Genomic DNA, 18,513 nt, shown 5'->3' with positions numbered 1-18,513 from the left:
CGGCGCTCTCGCTGGCCGGCCGCTCGGCCGCTGCCGCCGGGCCGAGGGCGCCCAGCGATAGGCACAGCGCCGCCAGCAGGGCGATGCCGGAGCGGGGCCGGCGCCTGCCGCAGGATGGGGACAGTGGTTCGGCGGGACGTAGGCGGGTGGCGAGGAGTCGGGCTGGCATCATCGAGATCTCGTCGTGGATGGAAGAAACCTGCGGCGCGTGGCCGAGGGCACGATGGCCCCAGTGTGCGCGCCGCCTGCGCCACCGCATGGCGCTGTATCGCTGTTGCTGTTGCCTTTGCCTTTGCCTTTGCCTTTGCCTTTGCCGATTCCCGATTCCCGATTCCCGATTCCCGATTCCCGATTCCCGGCCTTTTGCCGCACCGCACATTGCCAATGACACCGGTTTACCATATACAACGGCGCAACGCGCTGTCGATGCGCGGCGCAGCAATTCCGATCCCCCACATTCCTTGCGGAGATGCCCTTGAGCCTTCCTTCCGGCCCGTCGCAGACGCCACCGCCCGCGTTGGCCGACATCGCGGCCCGCTTCGTCCAGGCCCGTCGCCAGGGCCGCTCGTTGCCCGATTTCCCCGGTGTCATCCCCGACGATCTGGAGACCGCCTACCGCGTGCAGGACCTGGCGATCGCGCAATGGCCGGACCGTGTGGTCGGCTGGAAGGTCGGCTACATCGCCGCCGAGCGTCGCGATCACTCCGGGGACGAGCGCCTGCTCGGCCCGATCTTCGCGACTGCGCTGTGGAATGCCACCGGTGGAACAACGGACATTCCGGTGTTCGACGGCGGCTTCGGCGCGGTCGAGGCCGAGTACGTGCTGCGCCTGGACGCGGACGTGCCCGCCGATCAGCTGGACTGGACTCCACAGCAGGCGGCGCAGGTGCCGGCGACGCTGTTCGTCGGCGTCGAAGTGGCGAGCAGCCCGCTGGCCACGATCAACCAGCTGGGGCCGCGCGTGGTGATCTCCGATTTCGGCAACAACAACGGCCTGCTGCTGGGGCCGCAGGTGCCGGACTGGACCGCGCTGGACGAGACCGCGCTGCGTGCCGAGACCTGGATCGAGGGCCAGTGCGTGGGCACCGGCGGCGCCACGCTGTTGCCGGGCGGCCTGCGTGCGGCGTTCGCGTTCGCGCTGGCGCGCTCGGCCAGGCGCGGCCGGCCGCTGCGCCGCGGCGAGCTGATCGCCACCGGCAACGCCACCGGTATCCACGACATCGCCATCGGCCAGCAGGCGACGATCCGCTTCGACGGCTACGGCGAACTTCACTGCAGGGCGGTCGCGGCCTAGGCTGGCGACGGCAATGACGCGCGGGAGGGCGCAGCATGATCACTCGTAGACGATTCCTGGGCGCGGGCCTGACCGCGGCGGCCGCGGCCGGCGTGCCGCTGGGTGCGCTGGCGCAGGCCGGCGGTAGCGGTACGCGCCTGCTCACCGCCACCGACGTGCACGTGGCCGACTACCCCACCGTGGAGGCGGTACGCTGGTTCGGGCAGATCCTGGAGCAGAAGACCGGCGGCCGCCTGCGCCTGCGCGAGTATCACTCCGGCCAGCTCGGTCGCGAGGCGGAGGCGATCGACATGGCGCGCTTCGGCGCCATCGACATCACCCGCGTGTACTCCGGTGCGTTGAACAACGCCTTCCCGCTGACCCAGGCGCTGTGCCTGCCGTACGTGTTCGACTCGGTGGCGCACCTGCGCCGCGCGATCGACGGCCATGTCGGCGACAGCATCCTGCGCAGCTTCGAACAGCGCGACCTGGTCGGGCTGGCGATCTACGACTCCGGCGCGCGCTGCTTCTACAACACCAAGCATCCGCTGCGGCAGCCCAAGGACCTGCACGGGCTCAAGCTGCGCGTGGCGAACTCGGACATCTTCCTCAAGCTGATGCGCATGCTCGGCGCCAACCCCACGCCGATGTCGCTGGGCGAGACCTTCTCGGCGATGGAAACGCACATGATCGACGGCGCCGAGAACAACATGCGCAGCTTCCAGTCCAGCCGCCACTTCGAGGCCGCGCACTACTGGTCGCAGAGCGATCACTCCTACGCGCCGGACGTGCTGGTGATGTCCCGGCGCAGCTTCGAGACGCTGACGCCGGACCAGCGCGCGCTGGTGCTGGAGACGGCGCGGCAGTCGGTGACGGTGATGCGCCGGCTGTGGGACGCCTCCGAGGCGCAGGCGCGACAGCAGGTGATCGACTACGGCGTGGCCATCAACGAGGTGGACATGCCGGCCTTCCGCAAGGCCGCCGCGCCGCTGCTGGCCGAGTACCGGCAGCAGCCGGAGATCGAAGCCCTCTACCGCCGCATTCGCGATTTCGCCTGAGCCCATGCCGATGACCGACCACGCCCCCGAACTCCCGGTGCCGCCGCTGCAGCGGCTGCTGGACCGGATCGCCAACCTCGCCATCGGCACCGCCGCCGCCGCCCTGCTCGGGCTGGTGGTGGTGCAGGGCTGGCAGGTGTTCACCCGCTACGTGCTCAACGACTCGCCGAGCTGGACCGAGCCGGTGACGCTGCTGCTGCTGAGCACGGCGATGAGCCTGGGTGCCGCCGCCGGCGTGCACACCCGCCGCCACTTCGGCTTCTTCCTGCTGGCCGAGACGCTGCACGCCAGCCTGCGCCGCGTCATCGACCTGGTGCGCCCGCTGCTGGTGGCCGCCATCGGTGCGGTGATCGCGTGGTGGGGCGCGGTGCTGCTGCTGGACGGGCTGGACATCAAGATGGCCGGCGCGCAGATGCCGCAGAGCATCAACTACCTGCCGCTGTCGATCGGCGGCGCGCTGATGAGCGTGTTCGCGCTGTACCAGGCCTGGCGGGTGCTGCGCCCGGGCGCCACCATGGGGAGGAACTGAGCATGGCCATCGCCATCCTGTTGGGATTGTTCGTGGTGCTGCTGCTGATCGGCGTGCCGGTGGCGTATGCGCTGGGCACGGCGGCGCTGGCCACGCTGCTGTATCTGGACCTGCCGGCGGTGGTGCTGGTGCAGCAGATCTCCGCCGGCAGCGGCTCGGCGTCGCTGATCGCGATCCCGCTGTTCATCTTCGCCGGCGAACTGATGCTGCGCGGTGGCATCTCCGACCGCCTGATCGCGCTGGCGTCCTCGCTGGTCGGGCGCATGCGCGGCGGCCTGGGCCAGGTCAGCGTGCTGTCCTCGCTGTTCTTCGGCGGCGTGTCCGGTTCGGCCATCGCCGACGTCTCGGCGGTCGGCGGCACCATGATTCCGCAGATGATCAACCGCGGCTACGACCGCGACTACGCGGTCAACGTCAGCATGACCGCGGCGCTGGTGGCGCTGCTGGTGCCGCCCTCGCACAACCTGATCCTGTTCTCGGCCGCGGCCGGTGGCGGCCTGTCGATCGCCGACCTGTTCGCCGCCGGCATCGTCCCGGCGCTGCTGATGACCGCGGCGATGATGCTCACCGGCTACGCGGTGGCGCGCTCGCGCGGCTACGGCACCGAGGCGTTCCCGGGCTGGCGCGCGGTGGCGCTGCGCCTGGTCGGCGCGCTGCCGGGCCTGGGCCTGGTCGCGCTGATCTTCGTCGGCATCCGCGCCGGCATCTTCACCGCGGTGGAGAGCGCGGCGATCGCGGTGGTGTACGCGCTGCTGGTCACCGCGCTGCTGTACCGGCAGCTGCGCTGGGCGGAGTTCTTCGGTGCGGTGACGCATGCCGCGCGCACCACCGGGGTGATCCTGTTCGTGATCGCCACCGCGGCGGTGTTCGGCTGGCTGCTGGCCTACCTGCAGGTGCCGGCGGCGGCGGTGCACTTCCTGCAGTCCATCGCCCACAGCCAGCACACGGTGCTGCTGATGATCGTGGTGATGCTGCTGCTGCTGGGCATGTTCATGGACCTGGCGCCGAAGATCCTGATCTGCACGCCGATCTTCCTGCCGGTAGCCAAGGCCTACGGCATCGACCCGATCCATTTCGGCCTGGTGATGGTGCTGGCCGGCGGCATCGGCCTGATCACCCCGCCGGTGGGCTCGGTGCTGTTCATCGGTACCTCGATCGGGCAGATCACCGTGGCCCAGAGCATGCGCACCATCTGGCCGTTCTGGCTGGCGGCGCTGTGCGTGCTGCTGATCGTGGCGTTCTTCCCGGAACTGTCGCTGTGGCTGCCGCGCGCGCTGCGCGCCTGAGCCGGCCCGGCGGCGCCGGCTCGCGCCAGGCGGGTGACCGCGGGCCGTTCGCGCCGATCGCCGCTGCCTGTCTTGGCAGCGCCGCGGCCGGTCACCGGGGCGGTGCGCCTACACCGCTTCCGTGACCGTGCGCTGGAGCGAACATGACACCCAGTAGAATCCCCTTTCTTTCGCCCGGTTTTCCGTCCATGGCGCCGAACAAGCCCCGTTCCGTCGATGCTCCCGCTTCCGCCCACGGCAAGGCCGCGACGATCAACGACATCGCGCGCCTGTCCGGGGTGTCGAAGAAGACCGTGTCGCGGATCATCAACAACTCGCCGCTGGTGCGCAAAGACACCCGCGAGAAGGTCGAGGCGCTGATGCGCGAGGTCGGCTACGCGCCGGACCCGCTGGCGCGCGGGCTGGCGTTCCGTCGCTCGTTCCTGATCGGCATGGTCTACGACAACCCCACCGCGCAGTACATCGTGGACATGCAGTACGGCGCGCTGGACGCACTGCGCGGCTCCAGCTTCGAACTGGTGGTGCATCCTTGCGACAGTCGCAGTCCCGGCTACATTGAGGGCGTGCGCCGCTTCGTGCAGCAGCAGAAGCTGCACGGGGTGATCCTGGTGCCGCGCGCCTCCGAGGACCAGGCCCTGGCCGACATGCTCGCCGGCATCGGCGTGCGCTACACCCGCATCGCCTCGCTGCCGCTGGACGACACCTCGCAGATGGTGGTCACCCACGACCGCGACGGCGCCGCCGAGGCCGCCGACTACTTGTTGTCGCTGGGCCACCGCGACATCGCCCTGATCACCGGCCCCAGCGCCTACCGCTCCGCGCACGAGCGCACCGCCGGCTTCATCGACGCGCTGACCCGGCGCGGCATCGAACTGCCGCCGGCGCGCATCGTCGAAGCCGGCTACACCTTCGAATCGGGCGTGGCCGCCGCGGAAAAGCTGCTGCTGGGCAAGCAGCGGCCCAGCGCGATCTTCACCGGCAACGACGAAATGGCCGCCGGCGTGTACAAGGTCGCCCTGCGCGCCAACATCAACATCCCGCGCCAGCTGTCGATCATCGGCTACGACGACAGCCCGCTGGCTTCGCGGCTGTGGCCCTCGCTGACCTCGGTGCGCCGGCATACCCGCGACACCGGCCGCACCGCTGCGGCCATGCTGATCCAGCCCGAGGGCACGCCATCGCTGGCGGTGGCCAGCGTGCGCCCGCACCTGATCGTGCGCGACTCCTGCCAGCCGCCGGAAGACTGAGCGCGGCAGCGCGGCGAGCTGCCGCAGCGAGCGGTGGCAGACGGAGGCTTGCGGCCTGCCAGGCGCTCGCGACCACACGGCGAGATGCGTGGTTCTCGCCCCGGCAGTTCGCCTGGCTCCGCCGCATGCGCATCCGCCGCTGCGGGAGCGGCGTCAGCGACCTGCAATGCGGGTGTCAGGCGCTTTGTGGGGAGTTGACGGTCATGCAGACGCGACAAACGAAGCCAAAAGCCGACTGACACCCTCCGTCGTCGGGACTGAAGTCCCTCCCACAGGGAGGCCCAGCGCATTGCTGTTGGAGCGGCTTGAGCCGCGACGCGCACGAACCGAACTGCCGCGGCGAACGATTCCCGGCAGACCGGGAGCCGTTCCCAGGCAGCAGTGAAGCGCCTGCTGACCGCGGGGCGTGCGCGTTTCAACGCCATCCATGCGCCGCACTCACATGTCGGCCAGGGCACGTGTCCCCCCACCGCCTCCCGACTCGCCGCAAACGGTCTACACTGCCGCCGACCGTGCGGACACCGCTCCGCCCATCGAAGGCCCGTTCCGTTCCGGCACCGCCCGGGCGGACCGCGCGGCCTTCCTGCGAGGAGCCTTCGCCATGTCGTCCCCCATCCCCGCCCCCGTCGCGGTCCGTTTCGGCCGCCTGGCGCCGACCGTGCCCGTCGCCGATGTCGCCCGCGCCGTCGCCTTCTACACCGAGCGCCTGGGCTTCCGCAGCGTGTTCCAGAACGGCAATCCGGTCGGTTTCGTGATCCTGAAGAAGGACGACGCCGAACTGCACCTGACCCTGCGTCCCGACCACCGCGGCAGCACCAGCAACGTCGCCCACCTGATCGTCGACGACGCCGCGGCCCTGTACGACGGCCTGCAGGCGCAGGGCGTGCGCATCATCAAGGCGATCCGCGATGCCGACTTCGGCCTGCGCTGCTTCGTCTTCGCCGACCCCGACGGCAACCGCATCGACGTCGGCCAGCCGCTGCCGCCCGGCTAGCACGCCATCAGCGAGCGCCGCAGCGCTCTCATCCCGAATCCCGACTCCCCAATCCCAGCCCTTCGTGCACTGCAGAATGACACCGGTTTACCAGACCCGCTAGACTGTCCTCCGTGGCGGGCTGACACATGCCGTCGCCTGCCTTGGAGCGCCCCATGTCCCTGTACTGCAAGACCCACTACGCGACCCATCCCGACGCGATCAAGGGCGCCAGCAACGACCAGCTGCGCGACCTGTACCTGCTCGATGGCCTGTTCGTCGACGACGCGGTGACCCTGAAGTACACCCACTACGAGCGCTTCGTGCTCGGCGGCGCCGCCCCGCGCACGCGGGCGCTGACGTTGCCGGCGCAGACCGAGCCGGCCTCGGCCGCCGGCCACCCGTTCCTGGAGCGGCGCGAGCTGGGCGTGATCAATGTCGGCGCCGGCAGCGGCACCGTCACCGTCGACGGCACCGCGTATCCGCTGGGCCCGAAGGACGGCCTGTACGTGGCGATGGGCAGCGCCGAGGTGGTGTTCGCCTCCGACGACGCGGCCAACCCGGCGCAGTTCTATCTGGCCTCCACGCCGGCGCACGCGCGCTTCGCCACCAAGCGGCTGTCGATCGCCGAGGCGGTGGCGCTGGACCGCGGCGCGCTGGAGACCAGCAACGAACGCACCATCTACCAGTACATTGTGCCGGCCACCTGCCAGTCCTCGCAGCTGCTGCTGGGCCTGACCGTGCTCAAGCCGGGCAGCGTCTGGAACACCATGCCGCCGCACCTGCACGACCGCCGCAGCGAGGTCTATTTCTACTTCGATCTCGGCGCCAACGACCGCGTCTACCACTTCATGGGCGAGCCGGACGCGCAGCGCCACATCGTGGTGCAGAACAACGAGGCCGTGGTGTCGCCGCCGTGGTCGATCCACATGGGCGCCGGCACCGCCAACTACGCCTTCATCTGGGCGATGGGCGGCGAGAACCTCGACTACACCGACATGCACGTGCTGGACATCTGCCAGCTCAAGTAGGCCGCCGTCGCGCGCGCCGCTCCCATTCCCGTCGTCCGCATTCCCTCAAGGAGTCCACGCAATGACCCACCCGTTCAGTCTCGAAGGCAAGGTCGCCCTGGTCACCGGCGCCAACACCGGCCTCGGCCAAGGCATCGCCGTGGCGCTGGCGCAGGCCGGCGCCGACATCGCCGCCGCCGGCATCGCCGCGCCCACCGAGACCGAGGCCAAGGTCACCGCGCTGGGCCGCCGCTTCGTCGCCATCGAGGCCAACCTGATCAGCATCGAGCCGGTGCAGCGCATCCTCGACGAGACCCTGGCCGGGCTCGGCCGTCTCGACATCCTGGTCAACAACGCCGGGCTGATCCGCCGTGCCGATGCGGTGGACTTCAGCGAGCAGGACTGGGACGACGTCATGAACGTCAACATCAAGTCCGCGTTCTTCATGTGCCAGGCCGCCGGCCGCCACTTCATCGCCCAGGGCAGCGGCAAGATCATCAACATCGCCTCGATGCTGTCGTTCCAGGGCGGCATCCGCGTGCCCTCGTATACCGCCAGCAAGTCCGGCATCGCCGGCATCACCCGCCTGCTGGCCAACGAGTGGGGCGCCAAGGGCGTCAACATCAACGCCATCGCCCCGGGCTACATGGCCACCGACAACACCGCGCAGCTGCGCGCCGACGCCGCGCGCAACCAGGCGATCCTGGACCGCATCCCGGCCGGCCGCTGGGGCGTGCCGGAGGACCTGGGCGGCACCGCGGTGTTCCTGGCCAGCAGCGCCTCGGACTACGTCAACGGCACCGTGATCCCGGTCGACGGCGGCTGGCTCGCCCGCTAACGCTCTTCCTTCTCCCTTCGGGACCTCGGCCCCCTTTTTGGGGGAAGGTGCCCGTCAGGGCGGATGAGGGTACGTCAGCCGCCGACCCATCCCAACCAAACCACCCTGCCCACCAACCAATCCCCCACGCAAAGGACCCCCATGAAAATCGCCCTAATGAACGAGTTCAGTCAGGCCGCCAAGAACCCGGTGATCCTGCAGCAGCTCAACGACGTCGCCGCCGCCCAGGGCCATAGCGTGTTCAACGTCGGCATGGACGGCGACGCCGACCACCGCCTGACCTACATCCACCTGGGCATCTGCGCCGGCCTGCTGCTCAATGCCGGCGCGGTGGACTTCGTGGTCGCCGGCTGCGGCACCGGGCAGGGCGCGATGATGTCGCTCAACGCGCACCCGGGCGTGTTCTGCGGCTACTGCATCGAGCCGACCGACGCCTACCTGTTCGCCCAGGTCAACAACGGCAACGCGCTGGCGCTGGCCTTCGCCAAGGGCTACGGCTGGGGCGCGGAGATCAACGTGCGCTACATCTTCGAGAAGGCCTTCAGCGGCGAGCGCGGCATGGGCTACCCGGCCGAGCGCCGCGACTCGCAGCAGGCCAACGCCGGCATCCTGACCCAGGTCAAGCAGGCACTGGCCAAGTCCTACCTGGACGGCCTGCGCGCGCTGGATCCGGAACTGGTCAAGCAGGCCGTGGGCGGCCCGCGCTTCCAGCAGTGCTTCTTCGACAACGCCAAGGACGCCGACCTGCGCGCCTTCGTCGCCGGCGTGCTGGGCAAGGCCGACGCCGCCGCGGCCTGATGTCGCGCCCGCCCAGGCGGGTGTGTCCGGTAGCGTGTTCGCCAAACGCCCCGCATCTGCGGGGCGTTGGCATGCGAACTTACTGCACCAGCAGCAGGCCTTCCGCCAGCGGATAGTTCCGCTCCGGGCAGGCAATATGCATGCTGTCCACCACGTAGAACGTCTGGCTCAGCTTCTGCTCGGTGTGCACGAGGTAGGTCAGCGTGCCGCGCGGCGCGTACAGCTTGGCGAGGATGCCGTGGCCGACCAGCAAGCGCTTCAGGTCCTTGGCGAAGTTGTTGGCGATGGAGTTGGTTTGGCTCTGCGCGCCGACCTGGCAGGCCATCAGCACGATCTCCTCGAACGACTCCTTGCCCAGTCCCTTGGCCAGCAGTTGCTGCAGGAATGCCTCCGGTGCAAGCCCGGCGAAGACGTTGACGTTGCCGTGCGAATTGATCACCAAGCGCTTGCCGCGCGTCTTGTTGCTGGGCGATAGCGAGGCCGCGTCGAGCAGGGTCAGCGCATGCGATTGGTTTTCGCCGAAGTGGGATTGCAAGGCTTTCAGCTTGGCGCCGCGCTGATCCGCCTGATCGCCGTCCAGGCCGACATAAATGAGCATGAGGATTCTCCCGACGCACAGGACCGCCAACATGCGTTGGGCGGGAGCATCCGGGAATCCGGGGTGGCCGCGTCGTGGCGCACCGATCTCGCTCGCTGCGCAGCGTAGGGTCGCCGTCGGTGGCCGGGGATCGGCGCATTGCCGATTCTCCGCTGTGGATTGGCCGATCTCTGGCGCGATGCAGTGTGCCGCAGCGCGATGGCGCAGCATCCAGGTCCGGCGACCGAGCAACACGGCCCGTGCACGCCCGCATTGCGACGGCCCCGCAAAAATTTCTAAAGTTCCACCTAGCGCCGCCGATACACATCACCTAGCTGGGTCCCGCTGCGTCGCGGGACGACATGGATTTTTCTTTCCCTGCGCTGCGCAGGATGGTCATGGAGCGACATCGATCTTCCGCTGTGCCTATTTCCTACTCTCGCCGATGGCCTGGATCGCGTCGTACGCGTGCGGTCGCGCATGCCTGTCGCATGCAGCGACGCTGGGCAAGGATAGGGCCGCCGGCGAATGGTTTTTCGTAGCTGTATCAACAAGGGGCAATCGATGAAGAACAGTGTGATCAAGGGAGCCATGGGGTTGACGCTTGCGTTGGGCTTGGCGGCCTGCGCGACCGAAACCCATCAGAGCGTCAAACCGCAGACAGTTTCGGCGGCCAGCGTGCCTTACGCCGGCGCACGCGCGCCGATCGCGGTGGGCAAGTTCGACAACCGTTCGTCCTTCATGCGCGGCCTGTTTTCCGATGGTGCAGATCGCCTGGGCAGCCAGGCCAAGACCATCCTGATCACCCATCTGCAGCAGACCAATCGTTTCCGTGTGCTGGATCGCGACAACATGGGCGAGATCAAGCAGGAAGCGCAGATCAAGGGCCAGGCGCAGCAACTCAAGGGCGCCGACTACGTCGTGACTGGCGACGTGACCGAGTTCGGCCGCAAGGAGACCGGCGATACGCAGCTGTTCGGCATTCTCGGCCGCGGCAAGCAGCAGCAGGCCTATGCCAAGGTCAGCCTGAACGTGGTCGATAGCGCGACATCCGAAGTGGTGTATTCGGTGCAGGGCGGCGGCGAGTACACCTTGTCCAACCGCGAGGTCGTCGGCTTCGGCGGGACCTCCAGCTACGACTCCACGCTCAACGGCAAAGTCCTGGATCTGGCGATCCGCGAGGCTGTCAACAATCTCACCGCCGCGATCGACTCCGGCGCCTGGAAGCCGGTCAAGTGACCCGCAACGGACCCTCGCACATGAATACCCTCAACGTCCGCACGCGGTTCTGGCTCGGCGCCTGCGCCATGCTCGCGCTGGTCGGCTGCGCCCACCAGAGCGCCTCGCTCTACCAGTGGGGCAGCTACCAGGATCAGGTCTACAGCCACTTCAAGGGCGGTAGCCCGGAACAGCAGATCCAGGCGCTGGAAAAGGACCTGCAGGTGATGCAGGCCGCCAACCGCAGGCCGCCGCCGGGACTGCAGGCGCATCTGGGCATGCTGTACGCCGAAACCGGCAACGATGCCAAAGCGCAGCAGGAACTCCTCGCCGAGAAGACGCAGTATCCCGAGTCCGGCACCTACATCGATCTGTTGTTGAAGAACGCCAGCAACGCGAGGAGCGCGCAATGAAGAACGTCGCAAGAATGGCCTGCGTGGCCGTGCTCGGTCTGCTGCTGAGCGCCTGCGCGACGCAGCCGATGTCGCGCGATTACAGCGCGTACAAGGCCAGCAAGCCGCGGTCGATCCTGGTCTTGCCGCCGGTCAGCCATGCACCGGACGTCAACGCCAGCCTGAGCGTGCTGTCGGTCACCACGTTGCCGCTGGCCGAAGCGGGCTACTACGTGATGCCGGTGGCGCCGGTCTACGAGACCTTCAAGCAGAACGGCATCACCGTGGCGGATGAAGCGCAGGCGGTGTCTCCGGAGAAGTTGCGGGAAATCTTCGGCGCCGACGCCGCGCTGTACATCACCGTGGAAAAGTACGGTGCCGTCTACCAGATCATCAACAGCGTGGTCGTGGTCTCGGCCAACGCCAAGCTGGTGGATCTGCGCACCGGGACGGTGCTGTGGCAGGGCCAGGCACAGGCGTCGAGCGGCGAAAATCAAAACAACGCCGGGGGCGGCCTGGTCGGAATGCTGGTGACGGCTGCGATCAATCAGGTCGTCAACCAGGTCACCGACCAAGGGCATCAGATGGGGAACGTGGCCAGCCAGCGTCTGCTGTCCGCCGGCCACCCTGGCGGCTTGTTGTACGGGCCCTACAACCCGAAGTACGGCACCGACTGACCCGGCGCCCTGCCCCGTCTCCGTCAGGTTTGGCGGAGACGGGTAATGCCGCGATTCACACGTCGCCGCCGTCCGCCCAGCCTTCGCCGCTGCCGGCATGGAATACGCGGTCCTGCGCCTGCACCTGGCCAGCCGGCAGATGCGCCTGGTCGGCCAGTGCCGCATAGATCGGGGTGAAATCCGGCGCGGTCGCCTGCATCAGCTGTTCGAAGCTGTCGATGACGAAGTAGGTCTTCTGGTAGGTGTCGATGCGGTAGCGGGTGCGCATGATCCGCTGCAGGTCGAAGCCGATGCGGTTGGGTGCGTCCGACTCCAGCGAGTAGAGCGATTCGCCCTTGGACGAGACGATGCCGGCGCCGTAGATGCGCAGGCCGTCGGGGGTGTCGATCAGGCCGAACTCCACCGTGTACCAGTACAGCCGGGTCAGGTTCTGCAGCGCGTCCGGACCGATCGCGTGCGCCTTGACGCCGCCGCGCCCGTAGGCCTGCATGTAATCGGCGAACAGCGGGTTCATCAGCAGCGGCACGTGGCCGAACAGGTCGTGGAACAGGTCCGGCTCGGCGATGTAGTCGATCTGTTCGGGACGGCGGATCCACCAGGTCACCGGGAAGCGGCGGTTGGCCAGGTGGTCGAAGAAGTCCAGCTCCGGCAGCAACCCTTCCACGCCGACCAGGGTCCAGCCGGTGGTCGCCTGCAGCACCGCGTTGAGCTCGTCGAAGCGCGGGATCGCCTGCGAACTCATGCCCATCGCGTCCTGCGCCTGCAGGAACTCGGCGCAGGCGCGGCCGACCAGCAGCTCGCGCTGGCGCGTGTACAGCGTGCCCCAGGTGGCGTGGTCGTCGGCGCTGTAGCTGTCCCACGGCTGGGTCACCACGGCCGTGGTGTAGACCGGCACGTAGCCCTTGTCGGTCTGCTGGTGTTCGACGCGGCGCGGTGCGGTGTCCATGGTCGACGCTCCGGAAAGGAATAGCCACGATGGTAGGCGCGCGGGCGCGCAATGGGCTTGCGAAGTTGCACGGATCGGCGCGCTGTGCGCAAGATTATTGCGTAAAAGCCATGTTGCAGAGCAATAAATGACCGGATCGCCGACCTTCGACCGCACCGACCTGCGCCTGCTCGCCCTGCTGCAGCGGGAAGGCCGCGCCAGCAATGCCGAGCTGGCCGCGCAGGTGAACCTGTCGCCCTCGGCCTGCCTGCGCCGGGTGCAGCGGCTGGAGGCCGAGGGCGTGGTCGCCGGCTACGCCGCGCGGCTGGTGCCGGCGGCGATCGGCCTGGGCCTGCAGGCCTTCGTGCGCGTGCAGCTGGAGAAGCACGGCCAGAGCGGCATCGCCCATTTCGCCGACAGCGTGCAGGGCTGGGACGAGGTGGTCGCCTGCCATGCGCTGACCGGCGACATGGACTACCTGCTGCACGTCTACGTCCGCGATCTGGCGCACTTCTCCGCGTTCCTGCTGGACAAGTTGCTCAACGCCGCCGGCGTCGCCGACGTCAATTCCAGCTTCGTGCTGCGCACGGTCAAGGACTTCGCCGGCCTGCCGTTGCCGCGCGGCTAGCGGGAGCGCTGCGGATGTGTCGCAGCGTGTCGGCGCGTGGCCGCCCTTGTTAAGTTGTTGCTAACGATTTACATTTGCGTTCTGCGACGGCCATCCACGGCCACAGCCCCTCCGCCAGCCCTGCCGGGCCAGCCACGCCGGTTCCCCGCCGTGGAGTGCGGTTGCGCCTGCCCCTTTCCTCCACCGCGGCGTGACCGTGTCGCCCCGTGCCCCACCCCGCGAGATCGATTCATGCTTTTCTCCGCTCCACGCCGTCTGTTGTCCCTCGCCGTGCTGTCCGCGCTCTCCGCCGCCTCGGCACCGTTGTTCGCCGCCGAGGCCGAGGCCGCGGCCGACGTGCAGCCGACCACGCTGGACAAGGTGGAGGTCAGCGGCAGCCCGTCGCGCGCGCAGCCGTCCACCACCACCCGCCTGCCGCTGACGTTGCAGGAGACGCCGCAGTCGGTGAGCGTGCTGGGCCAGCAGCGGCTGGAAGAGGAATCGCTGTTCAGCGTCAACGACGTCATGCGCAACGTCACCGGCGTCAACGTTTCCTTCTACGACACCCAGCGCCCGCTGTACTTCGCGCGCGGCTTCCAGATCACCGACTTCCAGGTCGACGGCCTGCCCACCTACAGCGGTTCGACCAATCAGGAATACGACATGGTCTTCTACGACCGCGTCGAGGTGATCCGCGGCGCCAACGGCCTGCTCAGCGGCGCCGGCATTCCCTCGGCCACGGTCAACCTGCTGCGCAAGCGCCCCGGCAAGAGCTTCGATGCGTCGTTCGCGGCCTCGCTCGGCACCTGGGACTTCCGCCGCACCCAGGCCGACGTCACCGCGCCGCTGACCGCCGACGGCCGCTTCCGCAGCCGTTTCGTCGCCGCCTGGCAGGACCGCGGCTACTACTACGACCACTACACCGAGCAGAAGATGTCCGGCATGGCGGTGCTGGAAGGCGACCTGACCGACACCACCACGGTCACCGTCGGCTACCAGCGGCAGGACAACGACCCGGTCGGCTCGACCTGGGGCACGGTGCCGTACTTCTTCGCCGACGGCAGCTTCGCCGACCTGCCGACCTCCACCAACCTGGCGCCGAAGTGGGCGCGCTGGCAGCGCAACACCCATACCACCTTCGCCAACCTGGAACAGCGCTTCGGCGACAACTGGCTGTTGAAGGTCAACCTGGCGCGCACCGAGGGCGAGGTCGAAAACCTGCGCGTGTACGGCAGCGGCTATCCCAGGCGCGACGGCAGCGGCATCTACCTGCGCGCCGCCGCCGGGCAGGCCACCGATACCCGCGACGGCCTGGACGTGTACCTGTCCGGCACGTTCCCCCTGTTCGGCCGCGACCACGACCTGGTCCTCGGCGGCAGCTGGCAGGACCTGCAGTCGACCACGCCGACCCTGGCGCTGCGCTATCCGGGCGACTGGACCACCTGCGGCCGCGAACGCTGCTACTACATCCCCAACGTCTACGACTGGCACGGCGACGTGGGCCAGATCACCACCGCGCGCACCGGCGCGCGGCGCGAGGCGCGCACCACCCAGCGCGGCGTGTACGCCTCCACCCGGCTGCGCCTGGCCGAGCCGCTGTCGCTGATCGCCGGCGCACGCCTGAGTTCCTGGCAGACCCGCACCCAGGCCTTCGCCGCCGACGGCAGCTACACCGGCACCAGCGGCCGCTACCGGGTCAGCGACGAGGTCACGCCCTACGTCGGCCTGGTCTACGACATCACCCCGGCCATTTCCACCTACGCCAGCTACACCGAGATCTTCAATCCACAGAACTACAAGGACAAGGACAACAACCTGCTGGCGCCGGTGCAGGGCTCCAACCTGGAGGCGGGCATCAAGGCGCAGTTGGCCGACGGCCGCGCGCTGCTCAGCGCGGCGGTGTTCGAGGCCAGGCAGGACAACTACGCGGTGCGCGACATGACCCAGCCCGAAGCCTCGCTGCCCGACGGCAGCTCGGCCTACATCGGCGTCGACGGCACCAAGAGCCGCGGCTGGGAACTGGAATACAACGGCGAACTGCGCCCGGGCTGGACGCTCAATGCCGGCTACACCCACGCCAAGGTCACCCGTGCGCCGACCGACGCGATCTACGCCAACCTGCCGGAGGACTATCTGCAGCTGTCCACCCAGGTGCGCCTGCCCGGCGCCTGGCAGCGCCTGAGCCTGGGCGGCGGCGTGAGCTGGCAGAGCGCGGTGCGCGGCTACAACATCCAGCGCCCGTTTGGCGACGGCACTGCCGCCACGCGACAGGTCACCGTGGTGCAGGATCCGTACGCGCTGGTGCATTTCAATGCCAACTACCAGCTCAGCACGCAGTGGACCGCGACGCTGGCGGTGACCAACGCGCTGAACAAGAAGTACTGGGCCAATCTGGATTACCAGAACTACGGCGAGCCGCGGTTCGTCAGCTTTACGCTGCGCTGGCGGTACTGAGCCGCGGCGCATGACAGGCAAGGACGCCCGTCGCGCAGCCCGGCATTGCTGCGATGGTGGTCGCCGTGGCGATGCGTGCCGATGGCCGGCACTGCGCGTCTATACTGCCGCCGCCATCATCGGAGGATGCAGATGCGACCCGCCACGCGCTTGGCCCAGTGCTTGTTGCTTGCCGGCATCCTGCCCCTGGCAGGGTGCGCACAGTCCGGCTCTGCCGACACGCCGGCGGCTACCTCCACCAATGCCCAGGGCTGCGTGAGACAGCGCCAGCTCGGCCCACAGGATCCGTTCAAGACGCCGCCGCCATTGATGGAGGCATGCCTGGGTCCGTACAAGCTACGCATTCCGGCCAACTACTTCGGCGACCAGATGGGGCCGAACTTCGACGACAGTTTCGGCCTGTACCTGGAATACCCGTCGCTGCAGCCGTTCGCACCGGGCGAACGCGCACATCTGAGCCTGGACGTGTCGACGCGGACGGTCGATATCGGGTACCACTATTTGGATGGGGTGGACGTGCATGAGGCGCTACGCAGGCGCTACACCGGCTATTCCGCGGACAAGGAGAATCCGGCAGAGCATCTGCAGAGCCGTCTCAGGCAAAGTCCGGTATATGGGCTGACGCCCTACTATCCGGATCTTCCGAAAGTGTTTGCCTACTACAAGGCAAAGGGATACCGGGCGTCGGCGCCTGTGTTCAACGCGGAGGAGCACGATGATTGGTACGTCGAACGGGATGCACATGGCGAAATTCGCACCTTCATCAAGTGCACCTCGCATGTAGTGGCGGAAACCGGTGTGGAGTACCAGAAAGGAAAGCTGGTGCGTAGCCAAGACGCCGAACTTCCAGAGTGCCGTCATATCTTTGTGCTTCCCGACGTCAGTACGCTCGTGGAGGTGCGCTACGTGCGCGCTGCATTGCCGGACTGGAAAAGAATCGAGGATGCAGCGCGTAGCTATCTGGAGAAGTTCATGGTGAAAGGGAATCGGGCGCAGAACAGGTAGTTCTGTAGGCAAACGGCAAAGGAGCTCTGGGAATGAGTGGTCTGGACAAGGGCGATATCGCAGTTCTCGGTTACTACGCCGAACAGGGAAATCGAGAGCTTTATTGGAACTACCTCGCAAACAAGCAAGGCAACGACGGCTACGGGTTGCTCGCGCTCGGTGTCGTCCGCAACGATAACGCACCAGGTGCCACGGCAAACGCGTTCGCCGAGAGCCAGGCCCGTCGTGACGGCGTCGCGATGAGCGAACGGCAGTGGAACAAATTCGGCATTGATTTGATGAAGAGCGACTTCGAGAGTCGGCGAAGCTACTTCGACAATGGTCAACCCGCGCAGGCTCTGAATCTTCCAGTCAAGGACGTCGAAGCCGTCCATGACGCGACCTTCCAGAAGCATCACATCAACCCCAATGGCTGGACGCCGCGCGAACTGCTCGACGCCGCGCGCCGCCATGGTGGCGAGCCCGAGGCGGAGAAGGTCTGGTCGATGATGCTCGACAATTCCGCACTCGGCTTGAGCCGAGCCGGTTTCACCATGAACGACGTGCGCAAGTACGACGACGCGCAGCTGGATGCGATGTCCTATATTGGGCGAATGACCGCTGCGCGGGCGCTCGCGCACGAAGCGCGGCCGATCGCCGATCCGGAGCGGATCGGCGATCGGAGCGTCTACTACGAGCGCGATGCGCGGACCGGCAAATGGACCAACTGGGTCGATGGCGGCGAGCAGACCATCGCCCAGCCGGTGCGCGACCCGCAGCAGCTGCGCGAGCTTGACGATACGCGTGCACTGCGACTGGAGCGCCAGCAGTTACGCGAGCAGTTCCATCCCGAGGATCCGTACCGCCACCAGCCGATCCTGCGCAGCCCGCAGACGCTGGCCGAAGCCGATCCGGTCCAGGCGGGACCGGCGGTCGCGCAGGCCGCGCGCACGTCCGATCCCAGCGAGCCAGGCCATCGGCGTCATGCGCTGTACCAGCAGTGCGCCGCCGGCACCCAGGCGCTGGATCGGCAGTTGGGGCGCAGCCCCGATGCGGACAGCGCCTGCATGGCGGCCAGCGTTACCGACCTGGCCGCACGCAACGGTCTGCAGCGAGTGGATCACGTGCTGTTGAGCGAGCGCGGGCGCACGGCGCAGCCGGGCGAGCTGGTGTTTGTCGTGCAGGGCGATCCGAAGGATCCGGCGCACCTGCGCGCGCACATGTCCACCGAAGAGGCGATCCGCACGCCGGTAGCGCAGTCCTTCGAGCGGCTTGCCGAGTTCGATCGCCAGCAGGCGTTGGTCCAGGCGCAGCAGGTCGCCCTGCATCAGGATGTCCACCAGCAGGACGCGCAGCGGCAGAGTGCGGTGCCGCGGATCTGAGTGACGCGACGCCTGCGGGACCTGTGGTCATGTCCGCAGTGCGCATGCTGGATGCGACTGCTGTGCGTCCCACGCCAGGCGTCACAGCGGCGCGCGCGGTTCTGCAAATGTGACTGGTGTGCTTACCCTCACCACCGGCCCCTCTCTCGGCGGGAGAGGGGGAGCAAGCGTTAGTCCTTCTTGCAGGGATCGTCGCGGCGCAGCAGGCGGCCCAGTCGCGACTGCGGCTCGCACGGCGGCGCCGCCGGTTGCGCGGCCTTTGCCGCCGCGGCTGCGGCGGGCGCG

General features: G+C 68.0%; 18 protein-coding genes. 16 read left to right on the top strand and 2 right to left on the bottom strand.

Going from position 1 to position 18,513, the window contains the following annotated elements; genetic code table 11:
* Positions 1-475 precede the first annotated feature (475 nt).
* The 9 genes from D588_RS0100095 to D588_RS0100055 all read left to right on the top strand — a co-directional run bounded on the left by D588_RS0100095 (position 476) and on the right by D588_RS0100055 (position 9,012).
* On the top strand, positions 476-1,294 hold the full coding sequence (locus tag D588_RS0100095) for a 2-keto-4-pentenoate hydratase (protein WP_232764180.1): 819 nt from the start codon (positions 476-478) through the stop codon (positions 1,292-1,294).
* A 35-nt stretch (positions 1,295-1,329) separates the two neighbouring features.
* Complete coding sequence (locus tag D588_RS0100090) at positions 1,330-2,331, top strand: TRAP transporter substrate-binding protein (RefSeq protein ID WP_017914540.1); 1,002 nt, start codon at positions 1,330-1,332, stop codon at positions 2,329-2,331.
* 10 nt (positions 2,332-2,341) lie between these two features.
* Complete coding sequence (locus tag D588_RS0100085) at positions 2,342-2,860, top strand: TRAP transporter small permease (RefSeq protein ID WP_026143191.1); 519 nt, start codon at positions 2,342-2,344, stop codon at positions 2,858-2,860.
* A 2-nt stretch (positions 2,861-2,862) separates the two neighbouring features.
* On the top strand, positions 2,863-4,146 hold the full coding sequence (locus tag D588_RS0100080) for a TRAP transporter large permease (RefSeq protein WP_017907812.1): 1,284 nt from the start codon (positions 2,863-2,865) through the stop codon (positions 4,144-4,146).
* Between the two features lie 188 nt (positions 4,147-4,334).
* Positions 4,335-5,393, top strand: a complete 1,059-nt coding sequence (locus D588_RS0100075) for a LacI family DNA-binding transcriptional regulator (RefSeq protein WP_017907811.1) — start codon at positions 4,335-4,337, stop codon at positions 5,391-5,393.
* Positions 5,394-5,994: 601 nt separating this feature from the next.
* Positions 5,995-6,387, top strand: a complete 393-nt coding sequence (locus D588_RS0100070) for a VOC family protein (protein ID WP_017914538.1) — start codon at positions 5,995-5,997, stop codon at positions 6,385-6,387.
* 155 nt (positions 6,388-6,542) lie between these two features.
* Entirely contained in the window at positions 6,543-7,397 is an 855-nt protein-coding gene (gene kduI, locus D588_RS0100065) for a 5-dehydro-4-deoxy-D-glucuronate isomerase (protein ID WP_010343055.1), read from the top strand.
* 61 nt (positions 7,398-7,458) lie between these two features.
* Entirely contained in the window at positions 7,459-8,214 is a 756-nt protein-coding gene (kduD, locus tag D588_RS0100060) for a 2-dehydro-3-deoxy-D-gluconate 5-dehydrogenase KduD (protein ID WP_010343054.1), read from the top strand.
* Between the two features lie 141 nt (positions 8,215-8,355).
* Positions 8,356-9,012: an RpiB/LacA/LacB family sugar-phosphate isomerase gene (locus D588_RS0100055; protein ID WP_026143189.1), complete on the top strand. Its 657-nt coding sequence runs from the start codon at positions 8,356-8,358 to the stop codon at positions 9,010-9,012.
* Positions 9,013-9,091: 79 nt separating this feature from the next.
* Here the strand turns inward: D588_RS0100055 and D588_RS0100050 are convergent, their stop codons facing one another.
* Positions 9,092-9,610 (bottom strand): hypothetical protein, encoded by a 519-nt coding sequence (locus D588_RS0100050; RefSeq protein ID WP_017914536.1) that lies wholly within the window; start codon positions 9,608-9,610, stop codon positions 9,092-9,094.
* A 657-nt stretch (positions 9,611-10,267) separates the two neighbouring features.
* Here D588_RS0100050 and D588_RS0100045 point away from each other — a divergent pair.
* From D588_RS0100045 to D588_RS0100035, 3 genes are read left to right on the top strand one after another with little or no spacing between them, the layout of a single operon-like run.
* Positions 10,268-10,828, top strand: coding sequence for a CsgG/HfaB family protein (locus tag D588_RS0100045; RefSeq protein ID WP_232760257.1), 561 nt, complete (start codon positions 10,268-10,270; stop codon positions 10,826-10,828).
* Between the two features lie 20 nt (positions 10,829-10,848).
* Positions 10,849-11,220 carry a DUF4810 domain-containing protein gene (locus tag D588_RS0100040; RefSeq protein WP_017914534.1) on the top strand — a complete coding sequence of 124 codons (372 nt, stop codon included), beginning with the start codon at positions 10,849-10,851 and terminating at the stop codon, positions 11,218-11,220.
* Complete coding sequence (locus D588_RS0100035) at positions 11,217-11,876, top strand: DUF799 domain-containing protein (RefSeq protein ID WP_167522045.1); 660 nt, start codon at positions 11,217-11,219, stop codon at positions 11,874-11,876. The genes D588_RS0100040 and D588_RS0100035 overlap by 4 nt, the downstream gene beginning before the upstream one ends.
* Positions 11,877-11,931: 55 nt before the next feature.
* On the opposite strand, the gene phhA is transcribed toward D588_RS0100035, so the two are convergent.
* Positions 11,932-12,822 (bottom strand): phenylalanine 4-monooxygenase, encoded by an 891-nt coding sequence (gene phhA / locus D588_RS0100030; RefSeq protein WP_017914533.1) that lies wholly within the window; start codon positions 12,820-12,822, stop codon positions 11,932-11,934.
* A gap of 127 nt (positions 12,823-12,949) precedes the next feature.
* Here phhA and D588_RS0100025 point away from each other — a divergent pair, with 127 nt between their 5' ends.
* From D588_RS0100025 to D588_RS0100010, 4 genes are all read left to right on the top strand, one after another.
* On the top strand, positions 12,950-13,429 hold the full coding sequence (locus tag D588_RS0100025) for an Lrp/AsnC family transcriptional regulator (RefSeq protein ID WP_010343045.1): 480 nt from the start codon (positions 12,950-12,952) through the stop codon (positions 13,427-13,429).
* Between the two features lie 231 nt (positions 13,430-13,660).
* Entirely contained in the window at positions 13,661-15,862 is a 2,202-nt protein-coding gene (locus tag D588_RS0100020) for a TonB-dependent siderophore receptor (protein ID WP_043082771.1), read from the top strand.
* Between the two features lie 132 nt (positions 15,863-15,994).
* Positions 15,995-16,867, top strand: a complete 873-nt coding sequence (locus D588_RS0100015) for a hypothetical protein (RefSeq protein ID WP_043082791.1) — start codon at positions 15,995-15,997, stop codon at positions 16,865-16,867.
* A 32-nt stretch (positions 16,868-16,899) separates the two neighbouring features.
* Complete coding sequence (locus D588_RS0100010) at positions 16,900-18,228, top strand: XVIPCD domain-containing protein (RefSeq protein ID WP_043082768.1); 1,329 nt, start codon at positions 16,900-16,902, stop codon at positions 18,226-18,228.
* The last annotated feature ends 285 nt before the right edge of the window (positions 18,229-18,513 follow it).

The sequence above is a fragment of the Xanthomonas sp. SHU 308 genome (assembly GCF_000364645.1).
Lineage (GTDB): Bacteria > Pseudomonadota > Gammaproteobacteria > Xanthomonadales > Xanthomonadaceae > Xanthomonas_A > Xanthomonas_A sontii.
This window is presented reverse-complemented; position numbering and strand designations above follow the sequence as displayed.

Bases quoted from the DNA above. Each gene is read 5' to 3' on its own strand.
- D588_RS0100090 (WP_017914540.1), top strand. From the start codon at position 1,330: ATGATCACTCGTAGACGATTCCTGGGCGCGGGCCTGACCGCGGCGGCC.
- D588_RS0100085 (WP_026143191.1), top strand. From the start codon at position 2,342: ATGACCGACCACGCCCCCGAACTCCCGGTGCCGCCGCTGCAGCGGCTG.
- D588_RS0100080 (WP_017907812.1), top strand. From the start codon at position 2,863: ATGGCCATCGCCATCCTGTTGGGATTGTTCGTGGTGCTGCTGCTGATC.
- D588_RS0100075 (WP_017907811.1), top strand. From the start codon at position 4,335: ATGGCGCCGAACAAGCCCCGTTCCGTCGATGCTCCCGCTTCCGCCCAC.
- D588_RS0100070 (WP_017914538.1), top strand. From the start codon at position 5,995: ATGTCGTCCCCCATCCCCGCCCCCGTCGCGGTCCGTTTCGGCCGCCTG.
- kduI (WP_010343055.1), top strand. From the start codon at position 6,543: ATGTCCCTGTACTGCAAGACCCACTACGCGACCCATCCCGACGCGATC.
- kduD (WP_010343054.1), top strand. From the start codon at position 7,459: ATGACCCACCCGTTCAGTCTCGAAGGCAAGGTCGCCCTGGTCACCGGC.
- D588_RS0100055 (WP_026143189.1), top strand. From the start codon at position 8,356: ATGAAAATCGCCCTAATGAACGAGTTCAGTCAGGCCGCCAAGAACCCG.
- D588_RS0100050 (WP_017914536.1), bottom strand. From the start codon at position 9,610: ATGCTCATTTATGTCGGCCTGGACGGCGATCAGGCGGATCAGCGCGGC.
- D588_RS0100040 (WP_017914534.1), top strand. From the start codon at position 10,849: ATGAATACCCTCAACGTCCGCACGCGGTTCTGGCTCGGCGCCTGCGCC.
- D588_RS0100035 (WP_167522045.1), top strand. From the start codon at position 11,217: ATGAAGAACGTCGCAAGAATGGCCTGCGTGGCCGTGCTCGGTCTGCTG.
- phhA (WP_017914533.1), bottom strand. From the start codon at position 12,822: ATGGACACCGCACCGCGCCGCGTCGAACACCAGCAGACCGACAAGGGC.
- D588_RS0100025 (WP_010343045.1), top strand. From the start codon at position 12,950: ATGACCGGATCGCCGACCTTCGACCGCACCGACCTGCGCCTGCTCGCC.
- D588_RS0100020 (WP_043082771.1), top strand. From the start codon at position 13,661: ATGCTTTTCTCCGCTCCACGCCGTCTGTTGTCCCTCGCCGTGCTGTCC.
- D588_RS0100015 (WP_043082791.1), top strand. From the start codon at position 15,995: ATGCGACCCGCCACGCGCTTGGCCCAGTGCTTGTTGCTTGCCGGCATC.
- D588_RS0100010 (WP_043082768.1), top strand. From the start codon at position 16,900: ATGAGTGGTCTGGACAAGGGCGATATCGCAGTTCTCGGTTACTACGCC.